Below are 22,024 nucleotides of genomic sequence, written 5' to 3' on the forward strand. Positions count from 1 at the left end.
GCTAGCTGAGCGCCGCGTCGACGGCGCGCTTGGCCATGACCGTGACGAGGTGCGCCCGGTAATCGGCTTCGGCATGGATGTCGGAGGTGAGGCCGTCGGTGTCGATCTTGATCGCCGCGATTGCGGATGGATCGAAATTCTCCGATAGCGCCGCCTCCATCGGCGGCACCCGAAACACGCCCGGCCCAACGCCGGTGACGGCGACGCGGACACCATCGACGAATTTCGCGACGAAGACGCCGACCAGCGCATAGCGCGACGCCGGTGCCTTGAATTTCGCGTAGCCCGCCCTCAGCGGCACCGGGAAGCGGATCGCTGTGATGATCTCGCCGGGTTCAAGCGCCGTCTCGAACAGACCAAGGAAGAATTTGTCTGCCGCGATCTCGCGCGTGCTGGTGACGATGGTGGCGCCGAGGCCAAGAACGCCGGCCGGATAGTCGGCCGCCGGATCGTTGTTCGCGACCGATCCGCCGATCGTGCCGCGGCTGCGCACGGCGGGATCGCCGATCATCGAAGCCAGCGCCGCGAGCCCCGGGATTTTCGTCTGCACGAGCTTCGAGGCCGCGACCACCGCATGCGGCGTCATCGCGCCGATGGTGATCGTCGCACCGTCGTCGGTGATACCTTTGAGACCTCCGAGCTTCGACAGGTCGACCAGCGCGACCGGGCTGGCCAGCCTCTGCTTCAGCGTCGGGATCAGCGTCATGCCGCCGGCGACGAGCTTGCTGTCCTCGATCGAGGTCAGCAGTTTTGCCGCCTCGGGGATCTGGGCAGGCTGATGATAGGCAAACGGTTTCATTGTTGTCCTCCCTATTCCGCGGCGACCGGCAGCGATGCGTTCTGAAGCAGGCGCCAGATCCGGTTCGGCGTCGCCGGCATGTCGACATGAGTGACGCCAAGATGCGACAGCGCATCGACCACCGCATTGATGACGGCGGCCGGCGAGCCGATGGTGCCGACCTCGCCGCAGCCCTTCACGCCCATCGGCGTGTGCGTGCAGAGCGTGGAGTGGGTCGCGACCTTCATCATCGGCAGATGATCGGCGCGCGGCATGCAGTAGTCCATCAGCGAGCCCGACAGCAGCTGGCCCGAGCCTTCGTCGTAGACCGCGTTCTCGAACAGCGCCTGGCCGACACCCTGCACGATGCCGCCGTGCAACTGGCCTTCCACGATCATCGGGTTGATGACCGTGCCGACGTCATCCACCGCCGTGTAGTTCACGAGAGTCACCGTGCCCGTCTCCGGATCGACCTCGACCTCGGCGATGTGGCAGCCGCCGGGATAGGTGAAGTTGACGGGATCGTAATAGGCCTGCTCCTCCAGTCCCGGTTCCAGCACTTCGAGCGGATAATTGTGCGGCACATAGGCCGCGCCCGCGATCTCCTCGAACGTCTTGGCGCGGTCCGTGCCTGCCACCGAGAACTTGCCGGCCTCGAATTGAATGTCCGCCTCGGCCGCTTCGAGCAAATGGGAAGCGATCTTCTTGCCCTTGGCGATCACCTTGTCGGTCGCCTTGGACAAAGCGGCGCCGCCGACCACCAGGGAGCGCGAGCCGTAAGTGCCCATGCCGAACTGGACGCGATCGGTGTCGCCGAACACGATGTCGACATTCTCGAAGGATACGCCGAGCTTGTCCGAGACGATCTGCGCGAACGTCGTCTCGTGGCCCTGGCCGTGATTGTGCGTGCCGATCATGACCGTCACCTGGCCGGTCGGATGTACGCGCACCGTGGCGCTCTCGTAGAGACCGCCGCGCGCACCCAGTCGTCCCGCGAAACGCGAGGGCGCAAGGCCGCAGGCCTCGACATAGGTCGAGTAGCCGAGCCCGCGGAACTTGCCCTTGCGCGCCGATTCCGACTTGCGGATGCCAAAGTTCTTGACGTCGGCTGCGACCAGCGCACCGTCGAGGCAGCCCATCGGATCGCCGGAATCGTACTGCACCAGAACCGGCGTCTGATACGGATAGGCCTCCTTCGGGATCATGTTGCGGCGGCGAATCTCGACGCGATCGATCCCCATCTCGCTGGCGGCGACATCGACGATGCGCTCCAGCACGAAGGTCGCCTCGGGCCGGCCTGCGCCGCGATAGGCATCAACAGGCACGGTGTTGGTGAAGACCACCTTCACGTTGCAGTAGATCGCGGGCGTGGTGTAGACGCCGCCAAGCAGGGGGCCGTAGAGATTGGTCGGGATGTTCGGCCCGAAGGTCGAGAGATAGCCGCCCATATTGGCCAGCGTGTTGACGCGGAAGGCGAGAAATTTTCCGGTTTCGTCCAGTGCGAGCTCGGCCTCGGTGACGTGATCGCGGCCGTGGCGGTCGGAGACGTAGCCCTCCGAGCGGCTCGCGACCCATTTGATCGGCCGCATCACGCGCTTGGCGGCCCAGGTGATCACGGCCTCTTCGCCGTAGTGGAACTGCTTGACACCAAAGCCGCCGCCGACATCCGGCGCCACCACGCGCAGCTTGTGCTGCGGAATGTTCAGCACCAGCGCGCCCATCAGGAAGCGTACGACGTGCGGAAACTGGCTGGTGGTCCACAGCGTGAATCGATCGGTGCCCGGCTCGTATTCGGCGATCGCCGCCCGCGGCTCCATCGGATTGCCGATCAGGCGGTTGTTGACGAGGCTGAGCTTTGCGACATGCGCCGCTTTCCTGAACGCGGCTTCGACCGCGGCCTTGTCGCCGAGCTCCCAATCGCAGCAGATATTGTTCGGCACGTCGTCGAACAGTTGCGGCGCACCGGGCCGCACCGCTTCAAGCACGCCGACGACCGAAGGCAGCACCTCGTAATCGATCTTCAAAAGCTCCGCCGCCGCATTGGCCTGTTCCGGCGTCTCGGCTATGACGAAGGCGACCATGTCGCCGACAAAACGCACCTTGTCCTGCGCGAGCATCGGAAATGGCGGCTCTTTCATCGGGACGCCCTTGGCGTCCGTGATGCCCCAACCGCAGGGCAGCGAGCCAAGTCCATCGTCGGCGACGTCATCCCCGGTCAGGACCGCAATGACACCCGACGAGGCCAGTGCCGCGCTCTTGTCGATGCCGCGCAGGATCGCATGCCCATGCGGCGAGCGCACGAAAACGCCTGCGGTCATGCCGGGTCGCTTGATGTCGGAGACGTAATTGCCACGTCCGGTCAGGAAGCGCTGGTCCTCCTTGCGCTTCGGTGAGGCGCCAATGCCGATCACATTGCCCATGGTCACTCTCCCTTGGCGGCGTTCATGGCGGCAGCGCCGGCCATAACCGAGACGACGATGTTCTGGTAACCGGTGCAGCGGCAGATGTTGCCTTCGAGGCCGTGGCGGACGTCAGCCTCCGTCAGGTCCGGCTTCTCGGTGGCCAGTGCCACCGCGGTCATCAGCATGCCCGGCGTGCAGAAGCCGCATTGCAGGCCGTGATGCTCGCGAAATGCCTCCTGCATGGGATGCATCCGGTTCGAACCGGGGGCACCTTGCAGGCCCTCGATGGTGAGCAGCGTCGCGCCGTCAAGAGCAGGCGCCAGCAGCGTGCAGCTCTTCACGGGAAGTCCGTTGAGGTGCACCACGCAGGCGCCGCACTGACTGGTATCGCAGCCGATATGGGTGCCGGTGAGGTTGAGCTGCTCGCGCAGGAGATCGGCGACGAGCGTCGCCGGTTCGACGTCCACGACGGTGGGCCGGCCGTTGAGTGTGAAGGATATCTGCACGGTCATACTCCTGTGCGCGACGGGTCTCTAGGCGAGTGGAAGCGCGCTGCCGGTGGCCCATGTGGCCATCACGACATCGCCGACGGTGAAGGGATCCGCGAAGAAGGTCTTTTCCGGCACGTAGGCCACGAACTCGTCGTCCGGCACGGTGTCGAGCATGACCTTGACGAAGTAGCCCTGGTATTCGATCGCGCGCACCCGGCTCGGCAGCGACGTGGTGCAGCCCGGCGGCAAGTCCTTGCCGGGCCGAACCAGCGCGACGTCGTCGCGGCGCACGGCGATATCGACCTTGTCGCCAACACTGACAGTGGAGTGTGCCTGAAGCGGCACCTCGATGCCATCAGGCGCGGCCTGCGCCAGCGTGAAGCTCGCGCCATTGACCTTTTCGACCCGACCCGACAGCACGTTCTGTCCGCCCATGAACTCGGCGACGTAGCGATCATGGGGGTGAGCGTAGACGTCGCGGGCGGCGCCTGCCTGCTTGATCTTGCCCTGCTCCATCACCACCACAAGGTCAGCGAGCGCGATCGCCTCGAGCTGGGTATGGGTGACGTGGATGAAGGTGATGCCGAGTTCCTGCTGCATCCGCCTGAGCTCCTGGCGCATCTGCACGCGAAGCTGCTCGTCGAGCGCCGAGAGCGGCTCATCGAGCAGCAACACCCGCGGCTCGGTGATCGCCGCGCGCGCCAGCGCCACACGCTGCTGCTGGCCGCCGGAGAGCTGCGCCGGAAGGCGATCGGCGAACTGCGTCAGCCGCACCTTCTCGATCATGGCATCCGCCGCACGCAGCCGGTCGGCCTTGGACATGCCGCGCACACGCAGCGCAAAGGCGATGTTCTCGCGTACCGTGAGGTGCGGGAAAAGCGCGTAGGATTGGAACATCATCGCGGTACGCCGCTGCACCGGCGCGAGACCGACGACATTCTGTCCACCGATCACGATCTCGCCCGCGGTCGGGTCTTCATGTCCGGCGATCATCCGCAAGATCGTGGTCTTGCCGCAACCGGAGGGACCGATGAAGCAGCAATAGGCGCCGTCGGCAATCTTGAGGTTGACGCCGTCGACCACGTAGGTCGCGCCGTCAAAGCTCTTGCAGACACCCGCCAGTTCGATATCGCCGCGATCGCTCTTCATTCCAGGCTCAACCTTTTGCGCTGCTGCTGCGCTTCTTCTGGATCAACACGATGCTGCCGAGGCTTGCACCGATCACGACGAAGGAGACCACGGTCGTCACCGTGCCGAGCGCGTAAAGCGAGGGCGAAGTGACGTTCAGCGTCATGCTCCAGATTTCCAACGGCAGCGTGTTCAACGAACCCGCCGTCTGCAGGCTGCGTGCGAACTCGTCATAGGACAGCGTGAAGCCGAACAGCGCGACCGCGACGAGGCCGGGCGCGAGCACCGGAATCATCACCAGCCGGATCGACTGCCAGCGGCTGGCACCAAGATCGTAAGCCGCCTCCTCCCAGACATGGTTGAAGCGCGACATCACGGCGAACATCACGAGCACGCCGAACGGCAGCGTCCAGGACAGCTGCGCGCCGAGCGCCGAGGTGTACCAGCTCGCGTTCAGCCCGAGCGCCTGGAACAGGAGCCCGGTGCCGAGGCCGAGCACGAGGCCGGGCGCGACCAGGCTTCCGATCATCATGTAGAAGACGATGGTGTCACCGCGAAAACGCTTGCGGAAGCCGAGGCCGGCCAGGAACGAGACCACCACCGTGATGATGGTGACGATAACCGCCAGCTTGATCGAACGGTCGAACGAACCCTTGACGTCGCCGGTCCGCACCTGGGTGAAGAGATCGACGAACCAGTGCAGCGAGTGGCCCTTCATCGGAAACACAAGTCCGCCCCGGATGTCCTGGAACGACAGGACATAGATGCAGAACATCGGACCGTAGAGCGCGAGCACGTAGAACGCGAACAACATCGCAAGCACGTAGAACGTCCAGGGCCGCTGCCCGCGGCTCGGCGCGATCGCCTTGGTGGTCGCGGGCGCGACCGTCTCGGGCATGTCGGCGAGAACCGCGCTCATCGCGTGATCTCCTGCCGGATGTCCACGGTGCGCAGGATCAGCGAGACGATCGCGACCAGCACCAGCGTCAGCAACACGGCGCTTGCGGCCGCGGTCGGGTATTGCAGCACGCCGACGTCCTCGTAGAACGCACTGACCACCGAGGCCGAGCCGCCGCCGGACATTACCTTGACCACGAAGAAGTCGCCCATCACGATCGAGACCACGAAGATGGTACCGAGCGCGATGCCGCTCTTGGACATCGGCACCACGATCAGGCGCATGATGTCGAATCGGCTGGCGCCGGCATCGATCGCGGCCTCGATCAGCTTCTTGTCGATCCGCGCCATCGAATTGAAGATCGGCACGATCATGAAGATCGTGAGCTGGTGGACATAGGCGATGACCACCGCGAGGTCGGAGAACAGCAACACTTCCAGCGGCTGGCGGATCACGCCCATTGCCAGCAGCGCCTGGTTGATCAGGCCTTCCTTGCCGAGCAACGGGATCCACGAGATCATCCGGATGATGTTCGAGGTCCAGAACGGCACGGTGCACAGCAGGAACAGGCCGATCGCCAGCAACTGGTTGCGGACGTGGAACACCAGGAAATAGGCGACGAAGAAGCCGATGATCAGGGTGAAGATCCAGGTCAGCACCGTGAACTTGATGGTCGCCAGATAGAGCTTCAGCGTCAGCGCCGAATGCAGCACCTCGACATAGCTCGCAAGTGTGAAGCCCGGCGTCAGCCCGCCGAAGCCGTCGGTCGCGAAGAAGCTGGCGGCCAGCACGACCAGGATCGGCGCCACGAAGAACGGCACGAGCACCAGGACCAGCGGCAAGACATAGAGCCAGCCGGCGAGATTTGCGCGTGGCGGAGTTTGAGCGGGACTCGAACTTGGCTGCATATCGGCCTCGAAGTCGGTCTTCTCGCACCGGCGCGGTTCGCGCGCCGGCGCTCTTGTTACGTCGGGGAAAGCAGGTTTCAGGCCACCTTGAAGTCGTTCCAGCGCTTGTTCATGTAGGCGGCCTCGTCCATCAGCGTGTTCCAGCACGAGATGTTCTTGACGCGGTCGAGGAACGAGCCGCCGTCACGCTTGGTGCCGGCCTTCTCCATGGGCACGCCATAGGGGTCGTTGACCACCTCAGGTGCGGGCTGGCCCTCGTACCAGAACGCCCATTCGGCAGGGGTGAGGAATTTCTTCGCGGTCGACGGCACCGGGCTGTAATAGCCGTAGCGCGCGACAAAGCCGCCCTGCCAGCCCGACAGATACCAATTGAGATACTCGTAGGCCGCATCGAGCTTCTTGCCGGAGAGATGCTTCATCAGGCCCATGCCGTTGCACCAGCCGCGATAGCCTTCCTTGCCGTTCTTGACGTTGACCGGGGCATAGACGCAGGGGATCTCCTTCACGCGGACCGCAGCGACCGCCGGCGACCACATCGACTGGATGACCACTTCGCCCGCCGCCATGAGCTGCACCGACTGGTCGAAGGTGGTCCAGGTCGCGCGGAACTGGCCCTGCTTCTTCAACTCGATCAGCTTGTTGCAGGTGAAGTCGATCTCCTCCTTCGTCATGTTGCCCTTGTTGCCGTACTTGATGAGGCCCGCGCTTTCGAAGCAGAGCGCGGCGTCCATGATGCCGATCGCGGGCACGTCGAGGATCGCAGCCTTGCCCTTGAACTTCGGGTCGATCAGGTCCTTCCACTCGGTGACTTCATGGCCGACGAGATCGGGGCGATAGCCGATGGAGTCGGCGTTGTAGACCTGGGGCAGGAAGGTCGCCCATTCGGTGACGCCGTCATGCAGATCGGTCGCGTCGGGCTTGGAGATGTACATGGCCTCATAGGGCGAGATGCCCTGGCGCGGGATCTTGTGACCGTCGATCTCGCCCTTGGTGAAAATCGGCAGGATGTTGTCGAATTCCTTGATCTTCTTGACCTCGATGCCCTGGATCACGGCACGCTTGGCGGCGAGCTTGGCCTGCCAGCCCTCGAGATCGGCAATATCGACCGTATTAGGCTGGCTTATGAAGCGATTGATGGCAGCGGAGGTGTCGAGGTTCTGCATCGTCACCTTGAAGCCGAGATCCTTGGCGGCCTGGTCACCGATCGCCTTCACCACGGAGTAGGAGACGCCGACATGGCGCAGTTCGATGTCCTTGATCTCCTGCGCCCAGATCGTCGGGAAGCCGCGGATCGCGTCCGATCCAGCGGCGGCGCCGGCGACCACGGCCGCCCCCTTCAACAGCGTGCGGCGGCTCAGCTTTTTCTGCCGTACGTCCCTGGTCTCCGACGGATCGGCCGCGGATGTTCCCTTGTCCCTGTCAAGCATGGCAACCCTCGTTGGCTACAATGAACGCTCGCACCGGTCGCCATTGACCGGCTGCGGAATTGATCAGTTGCGCGTGAGGCTATGGGCGGGATTTTGCGAAGTAAAATTGGAAGTAAAAATTCGCGATATAAGGGGGGCTAATGGTTCGGGCGGCTGCATTTGCTTTTGGCAGCACGCATAAGAAGGCGTCAGGACGTGCATACAAGACGGCGAATTCAACGCGGCGGGCTTTGTCACGCAGCACGTGCGACAGGGCTTGCGCTGCTCGCTGCCGGAACATCGTGCGCGGCGCATGCCGGCGCGGTGTCGATCGCGCCTGCGGGGCTGCAAGCGATCGGTACCATCGATCCCCGCTTTCAGTCCTACAACATCGAGATGGTGGAGGTGACCGGCGGCCGGTTCTGGAAGCCTTATCCGCAGACGATGCGCGCGCCGGCCGACACGGATCGCTACAGCTACAGACCTCCGATCGATCTCGGACACACGCGTCTGCGCAAGCTCGCGGCGGCGTTGGCGCCGGCGTATCTGCGCGTGAGCGGCACCTGGGCCAATGCGACGTTCTTCGCCGACATCGAGCGTGCGCCGACCGCGCCGCCACCGGGATTCAACGCGGTGCTAAGCCGCGCGCAGTGGCGCGGCGTCGTCGACTTTGCGCGCGCGGTCGATGCGGAAATCGTCACCTCCTTTGCCATCAGCCCGGGCAGCCGCGATGCGGATGGCCTTTGGAGGCCGGATCAGGCGCAACGGCTGATCGACTATACGCGTTCGCTGAGCGGCCACTTCGCCGCCGCCGAATTCATGAACGAGCCGACGCTCGCGGCGACGAACGGCGCGCCGCCCGGATACGATGCGAAGGCCTATGTCCGCGATGTCGGGATCTTTCACGAGTGGATGCTGCGCGCCGCGCCGGGGACGCTGATCGTCGGACCGGGCTCGGTCGGCGACACCGCTTCCGCCGACGCGTCCGGGCTCCGCACGCGCGATCTGCTCGCCGCCTCGGGCTCCGCTGTCGATCGCTTCGCCTATCATCACTACAACACGATCTCGCCGCGCTGCGGCGGCCGCGATGAACCGGCAGGCGCGCTGTCCGAAGCGTGGCTCGCCCGCACCGATGCCGCGCTATCGACTTACAAATCGCTGCGCGACGAATTCGCGCCGGCCAAGCCGATCTGGCTGACGGAAACCGCGGACGCCGCCTGCGGCGGCAATCGCTGGGACAAGACTTTCCTCGATACGTTCCGCTATCTCGACCAGCTCGGACGCATGGCCAAGGCGGGCGTTCAAGTGGTGATGCACAACACGCTGGCCGCGAGCGATTACGGATTGCTGGACGAGAAGACGTTCCGCCCGCGGCCCAATTATTGGGGCGCGCTGCTCTGGCACCGCCTGATGGGAACGATCGTGCTCGACGCGAACGCAGTCGCCGCGCCAGATCTCCATCTCTACGCGCATTGCCATCCGGGCATGCGGGGCGCCGTGTCCGTGCTTGCGATCAACGCGTCGCGGCAAGCACAATCCACCCTGACGCTGTCACACCCCGTCGAGAGTTACACGTTGCATGCGACGTGGCTGCAAGACGCGACCGTGCAGTTGAATGGCAAGACACTCGCGCTGAGTGCTGATGACGAACTGCCCCGACTTGAGCCGCGCGCAACACCTGCGGGAGCGATCCGGCTTGCGCCGGCGACCATCACCTTCCTGGTGTTTCCGGCGGCCGCGAATCGTGCCTGTAGTTAGCCGCCCTCAGGATTTCAGCGCGTCGCGCGCCGTCTCCGGCGCCATCAGGGTCGCTATGATCGTGATGATCGACAGCGCGATGATGTAGACCGACACCGCCCAATACGAGCCGGCCCAAGCGAGCAGCGCGGTTGCGATCAACGGCGAGAAGCCGCCGCTGAGCGCGGCCGCGACGTTGGCACCAAGTGATGCGCCGCTGTAGCGCACCTGGGTGCGGAACAGCTCCGGCATGAACGCGGCCTTCGGTCCGAACAGCAGCGCATGCGTCAGCGTCATCGTGACGACGAGCGCGAGCGTGATCAGCGCCGGGTCCCTGGTGTCGAGGAACCAGAACAGCGGAAACGCCAGCGCCACCGAGAACACGCCGCCGGCGAGATACAGCGCCTTGCGTCCGAAGATATCGGACAGCCAGCCTGCAAGCGGCAATGTGGCGAATTCGACGATCGCGGCATAGACCACCGCATCCAGGATCACCTGGCGCGGCAGGCCGAGCTTTGTCGTGGCGTAGACCACGGTGAAGACGGTGAGGAGATAGGCGAGCCCGACTTCCGAAACCGTGATGCCGACCGCCAGCAGGAAGCTGCGCCAGTCCCGGCGAAGCACTTCCCATACCGGCTGCGCCAGCACCTCCTTGCGCTCGACCACCTCCTTGAAGTGCGGCGTCTCCGCAAGCTTCAGCCGCACGATGAAGCCGACGCCGACGAGCACAATGCTGATCAGGAACGGCACGCGCCAGCCCCAGCTCAGGAAGTCGGCCTCAGGCAGCTTCGTCATCAGGGCGAAAATGCCGGTGGATGCAGCAACGCCGACAGGAAAGCCGATCTGCACCAGGCTGCCGTAGAAGCCGCGGCGATTGCCGGCATGTTCGATCACCATGACGACCGCGCCGCTCCATTCGCCGCCGAGCCCGATGCCCTGGACGAAGCGCAGGATGATGAGCAGGATCGGCGCCCAGACGCCGATCTGGCTGTAGGTCGGCAGGCAGCCGATCAGGAAGGTGCCGAGCCCCATCGCGATCATGGTCGCGACCAGCATCGTCTTGCGGCCGAGCCGGTCGCCATAATGCCCGATGATCGCGCCGCCGATCGGCCGCGCTACGAAGCCGACCGCATAGGTCGAGAACGCCGCGAGCGTGCCGACGAACGGATCGAAGCTCGGAAAGAACAGCTTGTTCAGCACCAGCGCCGCCGCCGTGCCGTAGATCAGGAAGTCGTACCACTCGATCGCGGTGCCGAGCGCGCTCGCCCACACCACATGCGCCGTCGTCGATCTCTCCGCCGCGCCGGAGACCCCCGTTGCTGCCGTCATTCCATGCCCCAAAGATTCCCGGAGCATCATGGCCAATCGCGATGGCAGTTGCAACCTGCGGGGGTGTTGCCACTGGCGATGACCACAGCGCGAGATGATGGCGCGCAACTGCATCAACACCGTCATTGCGAGGAGCCCTCGCGACGAAGCAATCCAGACTGCCTCCACGGAGAAAGTCTGGATTGCTTCGCTGCGCTCGCAATGACGGGTGTTGAGGCAGTTGCGGTTCCCGTCGTCCGCCAGCACAGCGGAACTTCCCAGGCTGTTATTCGCCATTGACAAACCGATTCGCTAATATCTAATTTGCTGCTACGATAATCGGCCGCGCAAAGCGGCCCACAAAAGAGAGGGAACGACGATGAGAGGGTTTTTGGCCTGCGCCATGCTCGCGGCCATGACTTCGACTGCCATGACGTCAACCGCGATCGCGCAGGTCTCCGACGATGCGGTGCGGATCGGCGTGCTGACGGATCTGTCGAGCTGGGGCCGCGACAACAGCGGGCCGGGGTCGGTGGAAGCCGCGAAAATGGCGGTCGAGGAATTCGGGCCGACCGTGCTCGGCAAGCCGATCGAGATCATCAGCGCCGACCACCAGATGAAGACCGACGTCGGCGTGCAGATCGTGCGCGGCTGGTTCGACAACGGCAAGGTCGACGCCGTCGTCGACATTCCCAATTCCGGCATCGCGATCGCCGTCCACAACATGGTGCGGGAGCGCAACAAGATCGCCCTGCTCTCCGGTCCCGGCGCGAGCTCGCTGACGGACGAGCTGTGCAGCCCGAACACCGTGCATTTCACCTACGACACCTATGCCCTGTCGAAAGTGACCGCCTCCGCCGTGATCAAGGAGGGCGGAAAATCCTGGTACTTCGTCACCGCCGACTACGCATTCGGCCAGCAGCTCGAGAAGGACGCCACGCGCTTCATCAACGAGATGGGCGGCAAGGTGCTGGGTGGCGTGAAGCACCCGACCAATACCGCGGACTTCTCGTCCTTCGCCCTCCAGGCCCAGAGCTCGAAATCCGACGTCGTCGCCTTCGCCAATGCCGGCCAGGACACCGACAACGCCATCAAGCAGTCCGGCGAGTTCGGCCTGGTCCAGGGCGGCCAGAAGCTCGTCGGCCTGCTGATGTTCGACACCGACGTGCATGCAATCGGCCTCAAGGCCGCGCAGGGCACCTACATGACCACGGCCGCGTACTGGAACATGGACGAGGCAACCCGCGCCTGGTCGAAGAAGTTCTACGAGCGCACCAAGGTGATGCCGACCATGATCCACACCGGCGTCTACGGCTCGGTGCTGCATTACCTGAAAGGCATCAAGGCGGCCGGCACCGACGATCCCGCCAAGGTGATGGCCAAGATGCGCGAGCTGCCGATCGAGGATATCTTCGTCCATGGCGGCAAGTTGCGCGAGGACGGCCGCGTCATCCGCGACATGTATCTGGCCAAGGTGAAGTCGCCCGAGCAGTCCAGGGAACCCTGGGATTACCTGGAGATCATCAAGACGGTGAAGGGCGAGGACGCCTTCCGTCCGGTCTCCGAGTCCAAATGTCCGCTGCTGAAGAAGTGAGGCCCGCATGACCGGCAATGAGCGCAACGCAGTTGAGACTTACGAGTGCGATGTGCTCGTCGCCGGATCGGGCGCCTCCGGCATGTCGGCCGCGATCACCGCGCGCTATCGCGGCCTCGACGTGCTGATCGTCGAGAAGGAGCCGCGTTTCGGTGGCACCACCGCCCGCTCCGGCGGCTGGCTCTGGATCCCCGGCACCTCGCTGGCGAAGGCCTATGGCATCGAGGAGACGCCGGAGCAGGCCCGCACATATCTGCGGCACGAGGCCGGCAACAATTTCGACGCCGCGCGCGTCGATGCGTTCCTGAGCGCCGGTCCCGAGGCGGTTGATTTCTTCACCACCAAGACCGCCCTGCGCTTCGACATGCCCCTGGTGTTCCCGGACTATCACGCCGAAGCGCCCGGCGGCGCGCAAGGCGGCCGCTCCATGGTGACGCGCCCGTTCGACGGCCGCGAGCTCGGCGAGCAGATCAAGACGCTCGGCATGCCGCTGCCCGAGCTGACTGTGTTCGGCATGATGTTGGGCTCCGGCAAGGAGATCATCCATTTCATGCGGGTGACGAAATCGCTGACCTCCGCGGTCTATGTCGCAAAGCGCCTGTCGCGGCATCTGATGGACGTGCTGCGCTACGGCCGCGGCATGACGCTGACCAATGGCAACGCGCTGGCGGGACGGCTGGCGAAATCGGCGCTCGATCTCAAGATTCCGATGTGGCTGTCCTCTCCCGTGCGCGAGCTGACGGTCGAGAGTGGCACTGTCACCGGCGCCGTTGTCACCCGCGACGGGCGAGATATACGCATTCGCGCAAGACAAGGCGTCGTGCTCGCCTGCGGCGGCTTTCCGCATGACGTCGAACGCCGCAGGAAAATGTTTCCGCATGCGCCGACCGGCAACGAGCACTATTCGCCGGGCCCCACCGGCAACACCGGCGACGGCTTGCGCCTTGCGGAAAGCGCCGGCGGACATGTCGAGGACCGTCTGCCGAATGCCGCGGCCTGGGTGCCGGTGTCGCTCACCACGCGCAAGGACGGCTCGAAGGGCGTGATGCCGCATTTCATCGACCGCGCCAAGCCCGGCGTGATCGCGGTGATGCGCGACGGCCGGCGGTTCGCCAATGAAGGCAATTCCTACCACGACTTCGTCCAGGCCATGGTCAAGGCGGTCAAGCCGGGCGAGGAGATCGCCGCCTTCCTCGTCTGCGATCACAAGACGCTGCGGAAGTACGGCCTCGGCTGCGTGCCGCCCTTCCCGATGCCAACCGGCCATCACCTCAAGACCGGCTACCTCATGCGCGGCGACACGTTAGAGGCGCTCGCGGCGCAAGCCGGCATCGACGCCACGGCCTTCGCCGAGACCGTCAAGCAGTTCAATGCGACCGCGCCGCTGGGACACGATGCCGCCTTCGGCAAGGGCTCAAAGGCCTACAACCGCTACCAGGGCGATGCGCTGCACGGCCCCAATCCTTGCGTTGCACCGATCGAGAACGGCCCGTTCTACGCCATCAAGATGGTGATCGGCGACCTCGGCACCTATGCCGGCATCGTCACCGATGAGAACGCGCGGGCGCTCGATGCCGAGGGCCGCGTCATTCCCGGGCTCTACGCCGCCGGCAACGACATGGCGAGCATCATGGGCGGCAATTATCCCGGCGCCGGCATCACGCTTGGGCCGGCGCTGACCTTCGGCTACATTGCCGGCCGTCATCTCGCCGACAGCGCCGCCAGGCGCAACGCGGCGTAAGCATACGCCAGGAGGCGCATGAAGAGAGAAAGCCGCGGCATCCAGTCGATCGAGGTCGGCGGAGAACTGCTCCGCGCCCTCGCCCGCAGTGGCGAGCCGATGATGTTGCGCGACCTCGCGCGCGAGGCCGGCATGACGCCGGCTAAGGCGCATCCCTATCTCGCGAGTTTCTCGCGCATCGGGCTGATCGAGCAGGACGAGACCACCGGCCGCTACGAGATCGGCGCGCTGGCGCTGGAACTCGGCCTCATCAGCCTGCGCCGCCTCTCCGGCGTGCGCATCGCCGGACCAAAGATCGCGGCGCTTGCGAGCCAGATCGGCCACGCGGTCTCGCTGGCCGTCTGGGGCACGCATGGTCCGACCGTGGTGCAGTTAGAGGAGCCGGGCCAGCCGGTGCACATCGTAATGCGGGCCGGCTCGGTGATGGCGCTGCTGGAGACCGCGACCGGCCGCGCCTTCGCGGCCTTCCTGCCGGACAAAACCATCAATGCCGCGCTCGAAAGCGGCCTCGACCGCCACGGCGTCGGTTACAATCCGAAGCGGGCGGTGAAAGGCGCGAAGGTCACCGACATGCTCGCTGAAGTCCGCAAGCACGGCCTCGCCCGGGCGCTCGGCGATCCCCTGCCCGGCGTCAATGCATTCTCGGCACCGGTGTTCGATCACGCCGGCCATGTCGCGCTGGTCATCACCGCGATGGGACCGGAAGGCACGTTCGATGCGCGCTGGGACAGCCCGATCGCGCATGCCTTGCGCGACTGCGCCGGCGCCATCTCGAAGCGGCTGGGCTACGGGATCACGGTTGCGGCGGAGTGAGGCCTCGCAGCCCGACACAAACACCGCTGTCATGCCCCGCGAAGGCGGGGCATCCAGTAAGCCGCGGCCTATCGATTCAATCACGACCGTCTCGGAGCACTGGATCGCCCGCCTTCGCGGGCGATGGCAGCGAGTGTGAGACGACTTCGCCCTCCTACTTCTCCTTCACCGGCACCGTGTAGTTCAGGATCAACCGGCCGCCGTCCGGATAGATCGTCTGCCCCGTGATGTAGGACGCATCGTCGCTGGCGAGAAACGCCACGACCGAGGCGACCTCGCTCGGTTCGCCGCCGCGGCCGGCTGGCGTGCGCGACATCACGGTCTTGCGGGCATCCTCCGAGGTGTAGATGGAAGACGCCACCATGTCGGTCAGGATGGTGCCCGGCCCGACCGCCACGACGCGGATGTTGTGCGGGGCCAGCGCGACGGCAGCAACCGAGGTGAGCTGCTTCATGCCGCCCTTGGAGATGGCATAGGTCGCAAGCGTCGGGATCGCCAGCAGCGCATTGACCGAGGACATGTTGATGATGACCCCGCCGCCGCTGCCTTGCGCGATCATCTGCCTGGCTGCGGCCTGTACACCGAAGAAGGCGCCCTTCAGGTTGATGCCGATGATTTCGTCAAAATCCTGCTCGGAGATATCAAGGATATTCTGGTTGCGGGCAACGCCTGCATTGTTGACCATGATGTCGAGCCGGCCGAACTCTTTCACGGCGGTCGCAACGAGCTGGTCGACGTCGGCACGCTTGGCGACGTTGCCGGGGACGGTGCGCAAGGCATCCGGCCGCCCAAGCTCGGCAGCCGTCGCGGCGAGGCCCTCGGCATCGACGTCCGAGATGACGACCTTGACGCCGTCGTCCAGGAATCTCTTTGCGCAGGCCTTGCCGATGCCGCGCGCCGCGCCGGTGATAGCGGCGACCTTGCCGGATAGTTTCATAGTCTCACTCCAGAATAGCTGCTTAGACAGCAGGCCATCGCCGGGTGAGATACCCGGCTCAGGCCGCTGCAAATCCGAGATGAGCACGGAACCGGTTCTTGATAAAGACGGCATCGCGCGAGGGCAGCGAGCGCGGCGGATTTTCCGCCAGAACCTTGATGACGAAGAGTCGCGGCCCCTCGCCCGGGGCGGCGATCTGCGCTGCGAGACGTTCCACCTCGGCGATGGTCCGCGCGATTCCGGTCGCGGCAAAGCCGCAGGCGGTGGCAATCGCGGTGAGATCGACGCCGCGCCCGGTATGGCTCGCCTGCATCCCGGTCTCGCCGAAATGCTGATTGTCGATCACGACGATGTCGAGATTGCGCGGACGCGCGACGCCGATGGTGGCGAGACCGCCGAGCCCCATCAATTGCTCGCCGTCGCCCGTCAAAGCGAGGACGCGCTTTCCCGGCTGGGCCTGCGCGAGCCCAAGCCCGATCAGCGCGGCGCCGCCCATCGCGCCCCAGAGATAAAAATTGCCATCGTGATCCCCCACGGAATGGAGGTCGTAGGTGGGCGAGCCGAGACCGGAGACGACCAGCGTGTCGTTGCGGTCCTTCAGGAGCGCGGCGACAGCGGCGCGACGATCGAGTTGAGCTTGCATTGACATCACCACTTCTTCTTGCCGATCAGGCGCTGCCCGATCAGCACTGCGATCTGCTGGTCGGACTCGTAGGCGAGCGCTGCGGCCGATTCGACCGTCTCGACCAGATCTTCCGGCGTCTCTGCGCGCATCACCTTCAGGCCGATCGCCTCCAGCGAGGGCTGCGTCGCCCGGCTCATCGGCACCTGCCAGGGATTGAACTCGGCCCATTCGCCGCGCATCGTCACCAGCATCAAGAGGGGAAAGCGGCCGATCGCCGAGAGCGACAGCATGTTGATGCAGTTGCCGACCCCGCTCGACTGCATCAGCAGCACGCTGCGCTGGCCGCCGAGCCAGGCGCCCGCGGCAATGGCGATGCCCTCCTCTTCGGTCGTCAGCACGTTGGTGGTGACGTCGCGGTCGGCCGAGAACAGGCGAATGAGCTGGCTGTGGCCGGCATCCGGCACATAGGACATCTGCCTGACGTCAGCGGCCTTCAGGACGCGATAGAGCTCGCTCGGCCAGTCGTCGCTCGAGCGCGTTTCAAGATTGGGTTGAGGGCTGTGCACCGCGAGGTCTCCGTGAGATTCGGAAGGACGTTAGCGATGTTCGCGCGCGAGGGCTCTGACCGTCTGGCACGATCTGGTATCGAGGGATTGTATAGCTGACTTTTCGCGGTCCCTGCGGAACGCGCAGTTATATTTGCGGAGAGATACCCCTCATCCGGCGCTTCGCGCCACGTCGCTCAGGCTGATAATCTAGTTCGCCGCCGACTTCGCGGCCGGCATGTAGATCTGCGCGTAGCCTTCCTTGATCGCGGACGTGATGCGGTCGAGGCGGCGGTCGATGTGCTTTTCCAGCACGGAGACGCAAGCCTCCTCATTGCGTGCCTTCAACCCTTCGACGACGGCGCGGTGCTCCGCCTGCGTGTTGGAGCGGTTGACGCGGTCCATGTCGATCCAGCGCACGAAGCGGATGCGGGCGTTGACGTTGCGCAGCACGCGCAGCATCTCGGCGTTGTTCGACATCGCCATCAGCCGCTCGTGAAAGGTCTCATCGAGCTCGACCAGCTCGACCGAGGAGCGCTCGCCGGGATCGGGACCGGTCGCTTCGAGGAATTTCAAGAGCGCGTCGATGTCCTCGTCCTTGGCACGCTTGACAGCGAGACGGACCGAGGCGACCTCGATCGACTTGCGCAGCTCGTAGAGATCGAAGATCTCGTGCGCGTCGAGCTCGCGGCAGAAGAAGCCCTTGCCCGGCGTGAAGCGCAGGAAGCCTTCGGTGTTGAGACGGTTGAGCGCCTCGCGCAGCGGCGTGCGGCTGACGCCGAGACGTTTTGCCAGCTCGCCTTCGTTGAGTCGTTCGCCCGGCTTGAACTCGTAGCTCACGGCCATCGCCTTGAGCTGTTCATAGACGCGATCGACGATGCTATCGGAAGCCAGTTCCACGTTGCTCTTCATAAGCTGCATTCATGCCCGAACACAGCCCAATATACCGGGGCCGTGAAGATGATTGCAATGCAAAGGACAGCTTGGCAGAGCTTGTTCAGAGCTTTGCGACACCTGGAATCAGGCAAAGACGCGCGGGCGCAGTCCAGCATGAAACCAGGTGATCATGGAATAGATATCGTAGACCGGCAGCCCGACCTCGGCCTGCAAGGCTGCCGCGTAGGGCGGCATGTTGGTGCACTCGAGCACGATGGCGCCGACGTCGGGGTTCTTTGCGACGAGCTGCTTGCCTGCCTCGACCACGTCGCGCTCGGCCAAGCCGACGTCCATGTCATCCTTCTCGGCCTTGATCAGGACGCGGAAGAATTCCTTGCCATGCTCAGTGCCGACCAGCGGCGTGTCGAGCGGCACGCCGGCGCCTTCGAGATGGGCCGGCGTCAGGGTCGAGCCCGACACCGTGACGAGGCCGACGCGCTTGCCGGGCGGCAAGGTCGCCTGCACCCACGGCACCTGCATCAGCGATGAGGTCGCAACCGGCACGCCGACGGCCGCCGCGATCTCCCTCTGAAACAGCGAGAGGAAACCGCAATTGGTGGTGATGGCTTCCGCGCCAAGCCGCACCAGATCCTTCGCCGCATCGATGAAGTCAGGCAGCAGGCCGGCCGCGCCCTTCAGCACCACCTTCTCCGGCGAGGCGCCGCTCACCACGCGATAGAGCACGGGGAATGGCCAGGTCGAGCCGTTGCCCATGTCGCCGGGAATGCGGGGAAAACGCGCTTCCAGCATCAGGATGCCGAGCGGCGCGCCATAGATGGCCTTGCCGCCACGGGCGATGCGGGAGGACGAGCTGGCAGAAGTGGTCATGGTGCGACCTCAGAGGAAGCGGGTGGGCGAAAATGGCGCGAGCGGAATCTCGGGCTGCTTGCCGCTCAGGAGCTGGGCGACGAGACGGCCGGTACGGGCCGAGCCGACCAGGCCGACATGGCCGTGGCCGAAAGCATAGACGATGTCGCGCGAGACGCGCGCGTAACCGATGCAGGGACGTCCGTCCGGCATGCTGGGCCGATGACCGAACCAGGTCTTGATGCGCGAGGCCGGAATGTCCTTCGGCAGCTTTGGGAACATGCTGAAGAGGTGATCGCGCAGGATCTCGGCGCGCTTCCAGTTCGGCGCGGCCTCGAGGCCGGCGATCTCGACGGTGCCGGCGGCGCGCAGGCCCTTGTCGGTCCAGTTCACGACCATCTTGGCATCCGATGCCATGATCGAGCTGCGCGGACCCGATTCCGGATTCTCGATCATGACGTGATAACCGCGCTCGGTTTCCAACGGCAGCGGATCGCCGACGGACGCGGTGAGCTGCTTCGATCGGGCGCCGGCGGCGACCACCGCAGCATCGCAAGCAATCTCACCAGTCTCGGTGAGAACAGCCACGAGCTTGTCGCCGGAAAGCTTCAGCCCCGTCGCCTTGGCGCGCACGAGCTTGGCACCGCTCGCCAGCGCGTGATTGGCAAGAGCCGCAACGTAAGCGCCGGGATCGCGGCAGCGCCCGGCTTCTTCCACCACCACGCCAAAGCTGTAGCGCGGATGCAGGTCCGGCTCACGTTGCCGCATCTCGTCGGCATTGAGCTCCAGCCACTCGACCCCGACCTTCTTGCGCAGGCGCCAGCCGAGATCGTTGTCGAAATTGCCTCGCGACGGAAAGGCATGCATCACGCCGTTGCGCTCGATCAGCTCTGGGACGCCGGCCTCCTCCGCGAGCTTCCTGTGAAGCAGCGGAGCGTCCTTCAGCAGGTCGCGGAGCGCAAAGGCGGTCTTCTCGACGCGCGCCTCGGTCCAGCCCGAGAGCAGGTACTTGATCAGCCAGGGCAAGGCCTTCGGCAAGTACGACCAGCGGATCGCGAGCGGGCCGAGCGGGTCCATCAGATAGAACGGCACCTTCTTCCAGATGCCAGGTTCGGCCGGCGGGATCACCGAATGCGAGGAGAGCCAGCCGGCATTGCCGTAGCTCGCCGCCTGTTCGCCACCGGGCTCGCCCGCGTCGATCAGCGTGACGCGATGGCCCTCGCGCAGCGCCTCGATGGCGCTGATCACGCCGACCGCGCCGGCTCCGATGATGACGACGTGGCGGCCTTCGGGCATCGCTTACGCCTTCACCGACGGCACAAAATCCTTGCCGACCGAGATTGCGCGCGGATCGATGATGCAATGGAGGATCGACGGCTTGCCCGACGCGAGTGCGCGCTCGAATGCCGGCGCAAACTCCTCGGTGCGCTCGACACGTTCGCCATGGCCGCCGAACGCCTTGGCGTACATCGCAAAGTCCGGGTTCTTGAGCTGGGTGCCGACGACGCGACCGGGATAGTCGCGCTCCTGGTGCATCCGGATGGTGCCGTATTGCGAATTGTCGACGACGATGACGACGAGCGGCGCGTCGTACTGCACGGCGGTCGCGAATTCCTGCCCGTTCATCAGGAAGCAGCCGTCGCCGGCAAAGGCCACGACGGTGCGATCCGGATATTGGCGTTTCGCAAGCACGGCCGCCGGCACGCCGTACCCCATAGAGCCCGAGGTCGGCGCGAGCTGGGATGCAAAGCTGTGGAAGCGGTGATGGCGATGGATCCAGCCGGCATAGTTGCCGGCGCCGTTGCAGACGATCGCGTCCTTCGGCAGCCGGTCGCGCAGCCAGGTCATGACCTGGCCGTACTGGAACGTGCCCGGCAGTTCGCGTGCCTTCTCGGTCCAGGCGAGGTAGTCGGCATGCGCCTTGGCGGCCTCGCCCTTCCAGGCAACCGCCCCGGAGGGCTTCAGCGTCTCGACGGCGGCGGCGAACGCGGCGGGCGTCGCCTGGATCGCCAGCGCCGGCTGGTAGACGCGGCCAAGCTCCTCGGAGCCCGGATGCACATGGATCAGCTTCTGCTGCGGGGTGGGAATGTCGAGCAGCGTGTAGGACGAGGACGGCATCTCCGACATGCGGCCGCCGATCAGCAGAACGACATCGGCGCCGTCAATGCGTGCCTTCAGGCCCGGGCTCGGCCCGATGCCGAGATCGCCGGCGTAATGCGAATGGTCGGCGTCGATCAGCGAGGCCCGGCGGAACGAGGTCGCCACCGGCAGGTCGAACCGCTCGGCAAAGCGCGCGATGCTCTTGGTCGCCTCATCGGTCCAGCGCGAGCCGCCGAGAATGACGAGCGGCGCCTTGGCACTCGCGAGCATGGCGCCGACGCGCTCGATATCCGATGGCGCGGGCCAGCTTACCGCCGGCTCGATTCGCATGGCATCGGCGACGGCGGCGGTCTCGGTCAGCATGTTCTCCGGCAGCGAGATCACCACGGGACCCGGACGGCCCTGCATGGCGACGCGGAAGGCGCGCGCGACCAGCTCGGGAATGCGGTCGGGGCGATCGATCTCGACCGCCCATTTCGTCATGGTGCCGAACACCGCCTTGTAGTCGAGCTCCTGGAACGCCTCGCGCTCGCGCATGCCGGTGTCGACTTGGCCGACGAACAGGATCATCGGCGTCGAATCCTGCATCGCGATGTGGACGCCATGGCTGGCATTGGTCGCGCCGGGGCCGCGGGTGACGAAGCAGACGCCCGGCCGGCCCGTGAGCTTGCCATAGGCCTCCGCCATCATCGCGGCGCCGCCTTCGGCGCGGCAGATCATGACGTCGATCGGGCTGTCATGCAGCGCGTCGAGCGCCGCCAGATAGCTCTCGCCCGGCACACAGGTGACGCGCTCGACGCCCTGGGCGACGAGCTGATCGATCAGGATCTGGCCCCCGGTGCGGGTGTTACGAATGGTCATGACGGCTCC

Annotated in this window: 19 protein-coding genes; 4 read left to right on the forward strand and 15 right to left on the reverse strand. The window is 65.1% G+C overall.

The window, feature by feature from the left end:
- Position 1: 1 nt before the first annotated feature.
- From E4K65_RS20390 to E4K65_RS20420, 7 genes are all read right to left on the reverse strand, one after another.
- Positions 2–799, reverse strand: a complete 798-nt coding sequence (locus E4K65_RS20390) for an FAD binding domain-containing protein (protein ID WP_135175687.1) — start codon at positions 797–799, stop codon at positions 2–4.
- An 11-nt stretch (positions 800–810) separates the two neighbouring features.
- Complete coding sequence (locus E4K65_RS20395) at positions 811–3,198, reverse strand: xanthine dehydrogenase family protein molybdopterin-binding subunit (RefSeq protein WP_135175688.1); 2,388 nt, start codon at positions 3,196–3,198, stop codon at positions 811–813.
- 2 nt (positions 3,199–3,200) lie between these two features.
- Positions 3,201–3,692 carry a (2Fe-2S)-binding protein gene (locus E4K65_RS20400; protein ID WP_209312076.1) on the reverse strand — a complete coding sequence of 164 codons (492 nt, stop codon included), beginning with the start codon at positions 3,690–3,692 and terminating at the stop codon, positions 3,201–3,203.
- A 21-nt stretch (positions 3,693–3,713) separates the two neighbouring features.
- Positions 3,714–4,820, reverse strand: coding sequence for an ABC transporter ATP-binding protein (locus E4K65_RS20405; RefSeq protein ID WP_135175690.1), 1,107 nt, complete (start codon positions 4,818–4,820; stop codon positions 3,714–3,716).
- A gap of 7 nt (positions 4,821–4,827) precedes the next feature.
- Entirely contained in the window at positions 4,828–5,718 is an 891-nt protein-coding gene (locus E4K65_RS20410; protein ID WP_135175691.1) for an ABC transporter permease, read from the reverse strand.
- The gene (locus E4K65_RS20415; RefSeq protein ID WP_135175692.1) at positions 5,715–6,605 is read right to left on the reverse strand and encodes an ABC transporter permease; all 891 of its coding nucleotides are present in this window, start codon (positions 6,603–6,605) and stop codon (positions 5,715–5,717) included. The genes E4K65_RS20410 and E4K65_RS20415 overlap by 4 nt, the downstream gene beginning before the upstream one ends.
- A 77-nt stretch (positions 6,606–6,682) precedes the next feature.
- On the reverse strand, positions 6,683–8,032 hold the full coding sequence (locus E4K65_RS20420) for an ABC transporter substrate-binding protein (RefSeq protein WP_135175693.1): 1,350 nt from the start codon (positions 8,030–8,032) through the stop codon (positions 6,683–6,685).
- A gap of 303 nt (positions 8,033–8,335) precedes the next feature.
- Between E4K65_RS20420 and E4K65_RS20425 the strand changes: the two genes are divergently transcribed.
- Positions 8,336–9,769, forward strand: coding sequence for a glycosyl hydrolase family 79 N-terminal domain-containing protein (locus E4K65_RS20425; protein WP_235885689.1), 1,434 nt, complete (start codon positions 8,336–8,338; stop codon positions 9,767–9,769).
- Positions 9,770–9,775: 6 nt separating this feature from the next.
- On the opposite strand, the gene E4K65_RS20430 is transcribed toward E4K65_RS20425, so the two are convergent.
- Positions 9,776–11,077, reverse strand: coding sequence for an MFS transporter (locus tag E4K65_RS20430; protein ID WP_135175694.1), 1,302 nt, complete (start codon positions 11,075–11,077; stop codon positions 9,776–9,778).
- A gap of 358 nt (positions 11,078–11,435) precedes the next feature.
- On the opposite strand from E4K65_RS20430, the gene E4K65_RS20440 reads away from it, so the two are divergent.
- The 3 genes from E4K65_RS20440 to E4K65_RS20450 are packed head-to-tail and all read left to right on the forward strand — an operon-like array spanning position 11,436 to position 15,204.
- Complete coding sequence (locus E4K65_RS20440) at positions 11,436–12,650, forward strand: ABC transporter substrate-binding protein (RefSeq protein ID WP_135175696.1); 1,215 nt, start codon at positions 11,436–11,438, stop codon at positions 12,648–12,650.
- 7 nt (positions 12,651–12,657) lie between these two features.
- Complete coding sequence (locus E4K65_RS20445) at positions 12,658–14,391, forward strand: FAD-dependent oxidoreductase (protein WP_135175697.1); 1,734 nt, start codon at positions 12,658–12,660, stop codon at positions 14,389–14,391.
- An 18-nt stretch (positions 14,392–14,409) separates the two neighbouring features.
- Positions 14,410–15,204: an IclR family transcriptional regulator gene (locus E4K65_RS20450; RefSeq protein WP_135175698.1), complete on the forward strand. Its 795-nt coding sequence runs from the start codon at positions 14,410–14,412 to the stop codon at positions 15,202–15,204.
- A 154-nt stretch (positions 15,205–15,358) separates the two neighbouring features.
- Here E4K65_RS20450 and E4K65_RS20460 read toward each other — a convergent pair whose 3' ends face one another.
- The 7 genes from E4K65_RS20460 to E4K65_RS20490 all read right to left on the reverse strand — a co-directional run bounded on the left by E4K65_RS20460 (position 15,359) and on the right by E4K65_RS20490 (position 22,015).
- Positions 15,359–16,141: an SDR family NAD(P)-dependent oxidoreductase gene (locus E4K65_RS20460; RefSeq protein ID WP_135175699.1), complete on the reverse strand. Its 783-nt coding sequence runs from the start codon at positions 16,139–16,141 to the stop codon at positions 15,359–15,361.
- A 58-nt stretch (positions 16,142–16,199) separates the two neighbouring features.
- Positions 16,200–16,790, reverse strand: coding sequence for a thiamine pyrophosphate-dependent enzyme (locus E4K65_RS20465; RefSeq protein ID WP_135175700.1), 591 nt, complete (start codon positions 16,788–16,790; stop codon positions 16,200–16,202).
- Positions 16,790–17,332 carry a thiamine pyrophosphate-binding protein gene (locus E4K65_RS20470; RefSeq protein ID WP_027548461.1) on the reverse strand — a complete coding sequence of 181 codons (543 nt, stop codon included), beginning with the start codon at positions 17,330–17,332 and terminating at the stop codon, positions 16,790–16,792. The genes E4K65_RS20465 and E4K65_RS20470 overlap by 1 nt, the downstream gene beginning before the upstream one ends.
- A 189-nt stretch (positions 17,333–17,521) precedes the next feature.
- A complete protein-coding gene (locus E4K65_RS20475; protein ID WP_235885690.1) occupies positions 17,522–18,223 on the reverse strand; it encodes a GntR family transcriptional regulator in 702 nt (233 codons plus the stop codon).
- Positions 18,224–18,331: 108 nt separating this feature from the next.
- The gene (locus E4K65_RS20480) at positions 18,332–19,075 is read right to left on the reverse strand and encodes an aspartate/glutamate racemase family protein (protein ID WP_135175702.1); all 744 of its coding nucleotides are present in this window, start codon (positions 19,073–19,075) and stop codon (positions 18,332–18,334) included.
- A 9-nt stretch (positions 19,076–19,084) separates the two neighbouring features.
- Positions 19,085–20,350: an NAD(P)/FAD-dependent oxidoreductase gene (locus E4K65_RS20485; RefSeq protein ID WP_135175703.1), complete on the reverse strand. Its 1,266-nt coding sequence runs from the start codon at positions 20,348–20,350 to the stop codon at positions 19,085–19,087.
- A gap of 3 nt (positions 20,351–20,353) precedes the next feature.
- Positions 20,354–22,015, reverse strand: a complete 1,662-nt coding sequence (locus E4K65_RS20490) for a thiamine pyrophosphate-binding protein (protein WP_135175704.1) — start codon at positions 22,013–22,015, stop codon at positions 20,354–20,356.
- Between the last annotated feature and the right edge of the window lie 9 nt (positions 22,016–22,024).

It is taken from the genome of Bradyrhizobium niftali (genome assembly GCF_004571025.1).
Lineage (GTDB): Bacteria > Pseudomonadota > Alphaproteobacteria > Rhizobiales > Xanthobacteraceae > Bradyrhizobium > Bradyrhizobium niftali.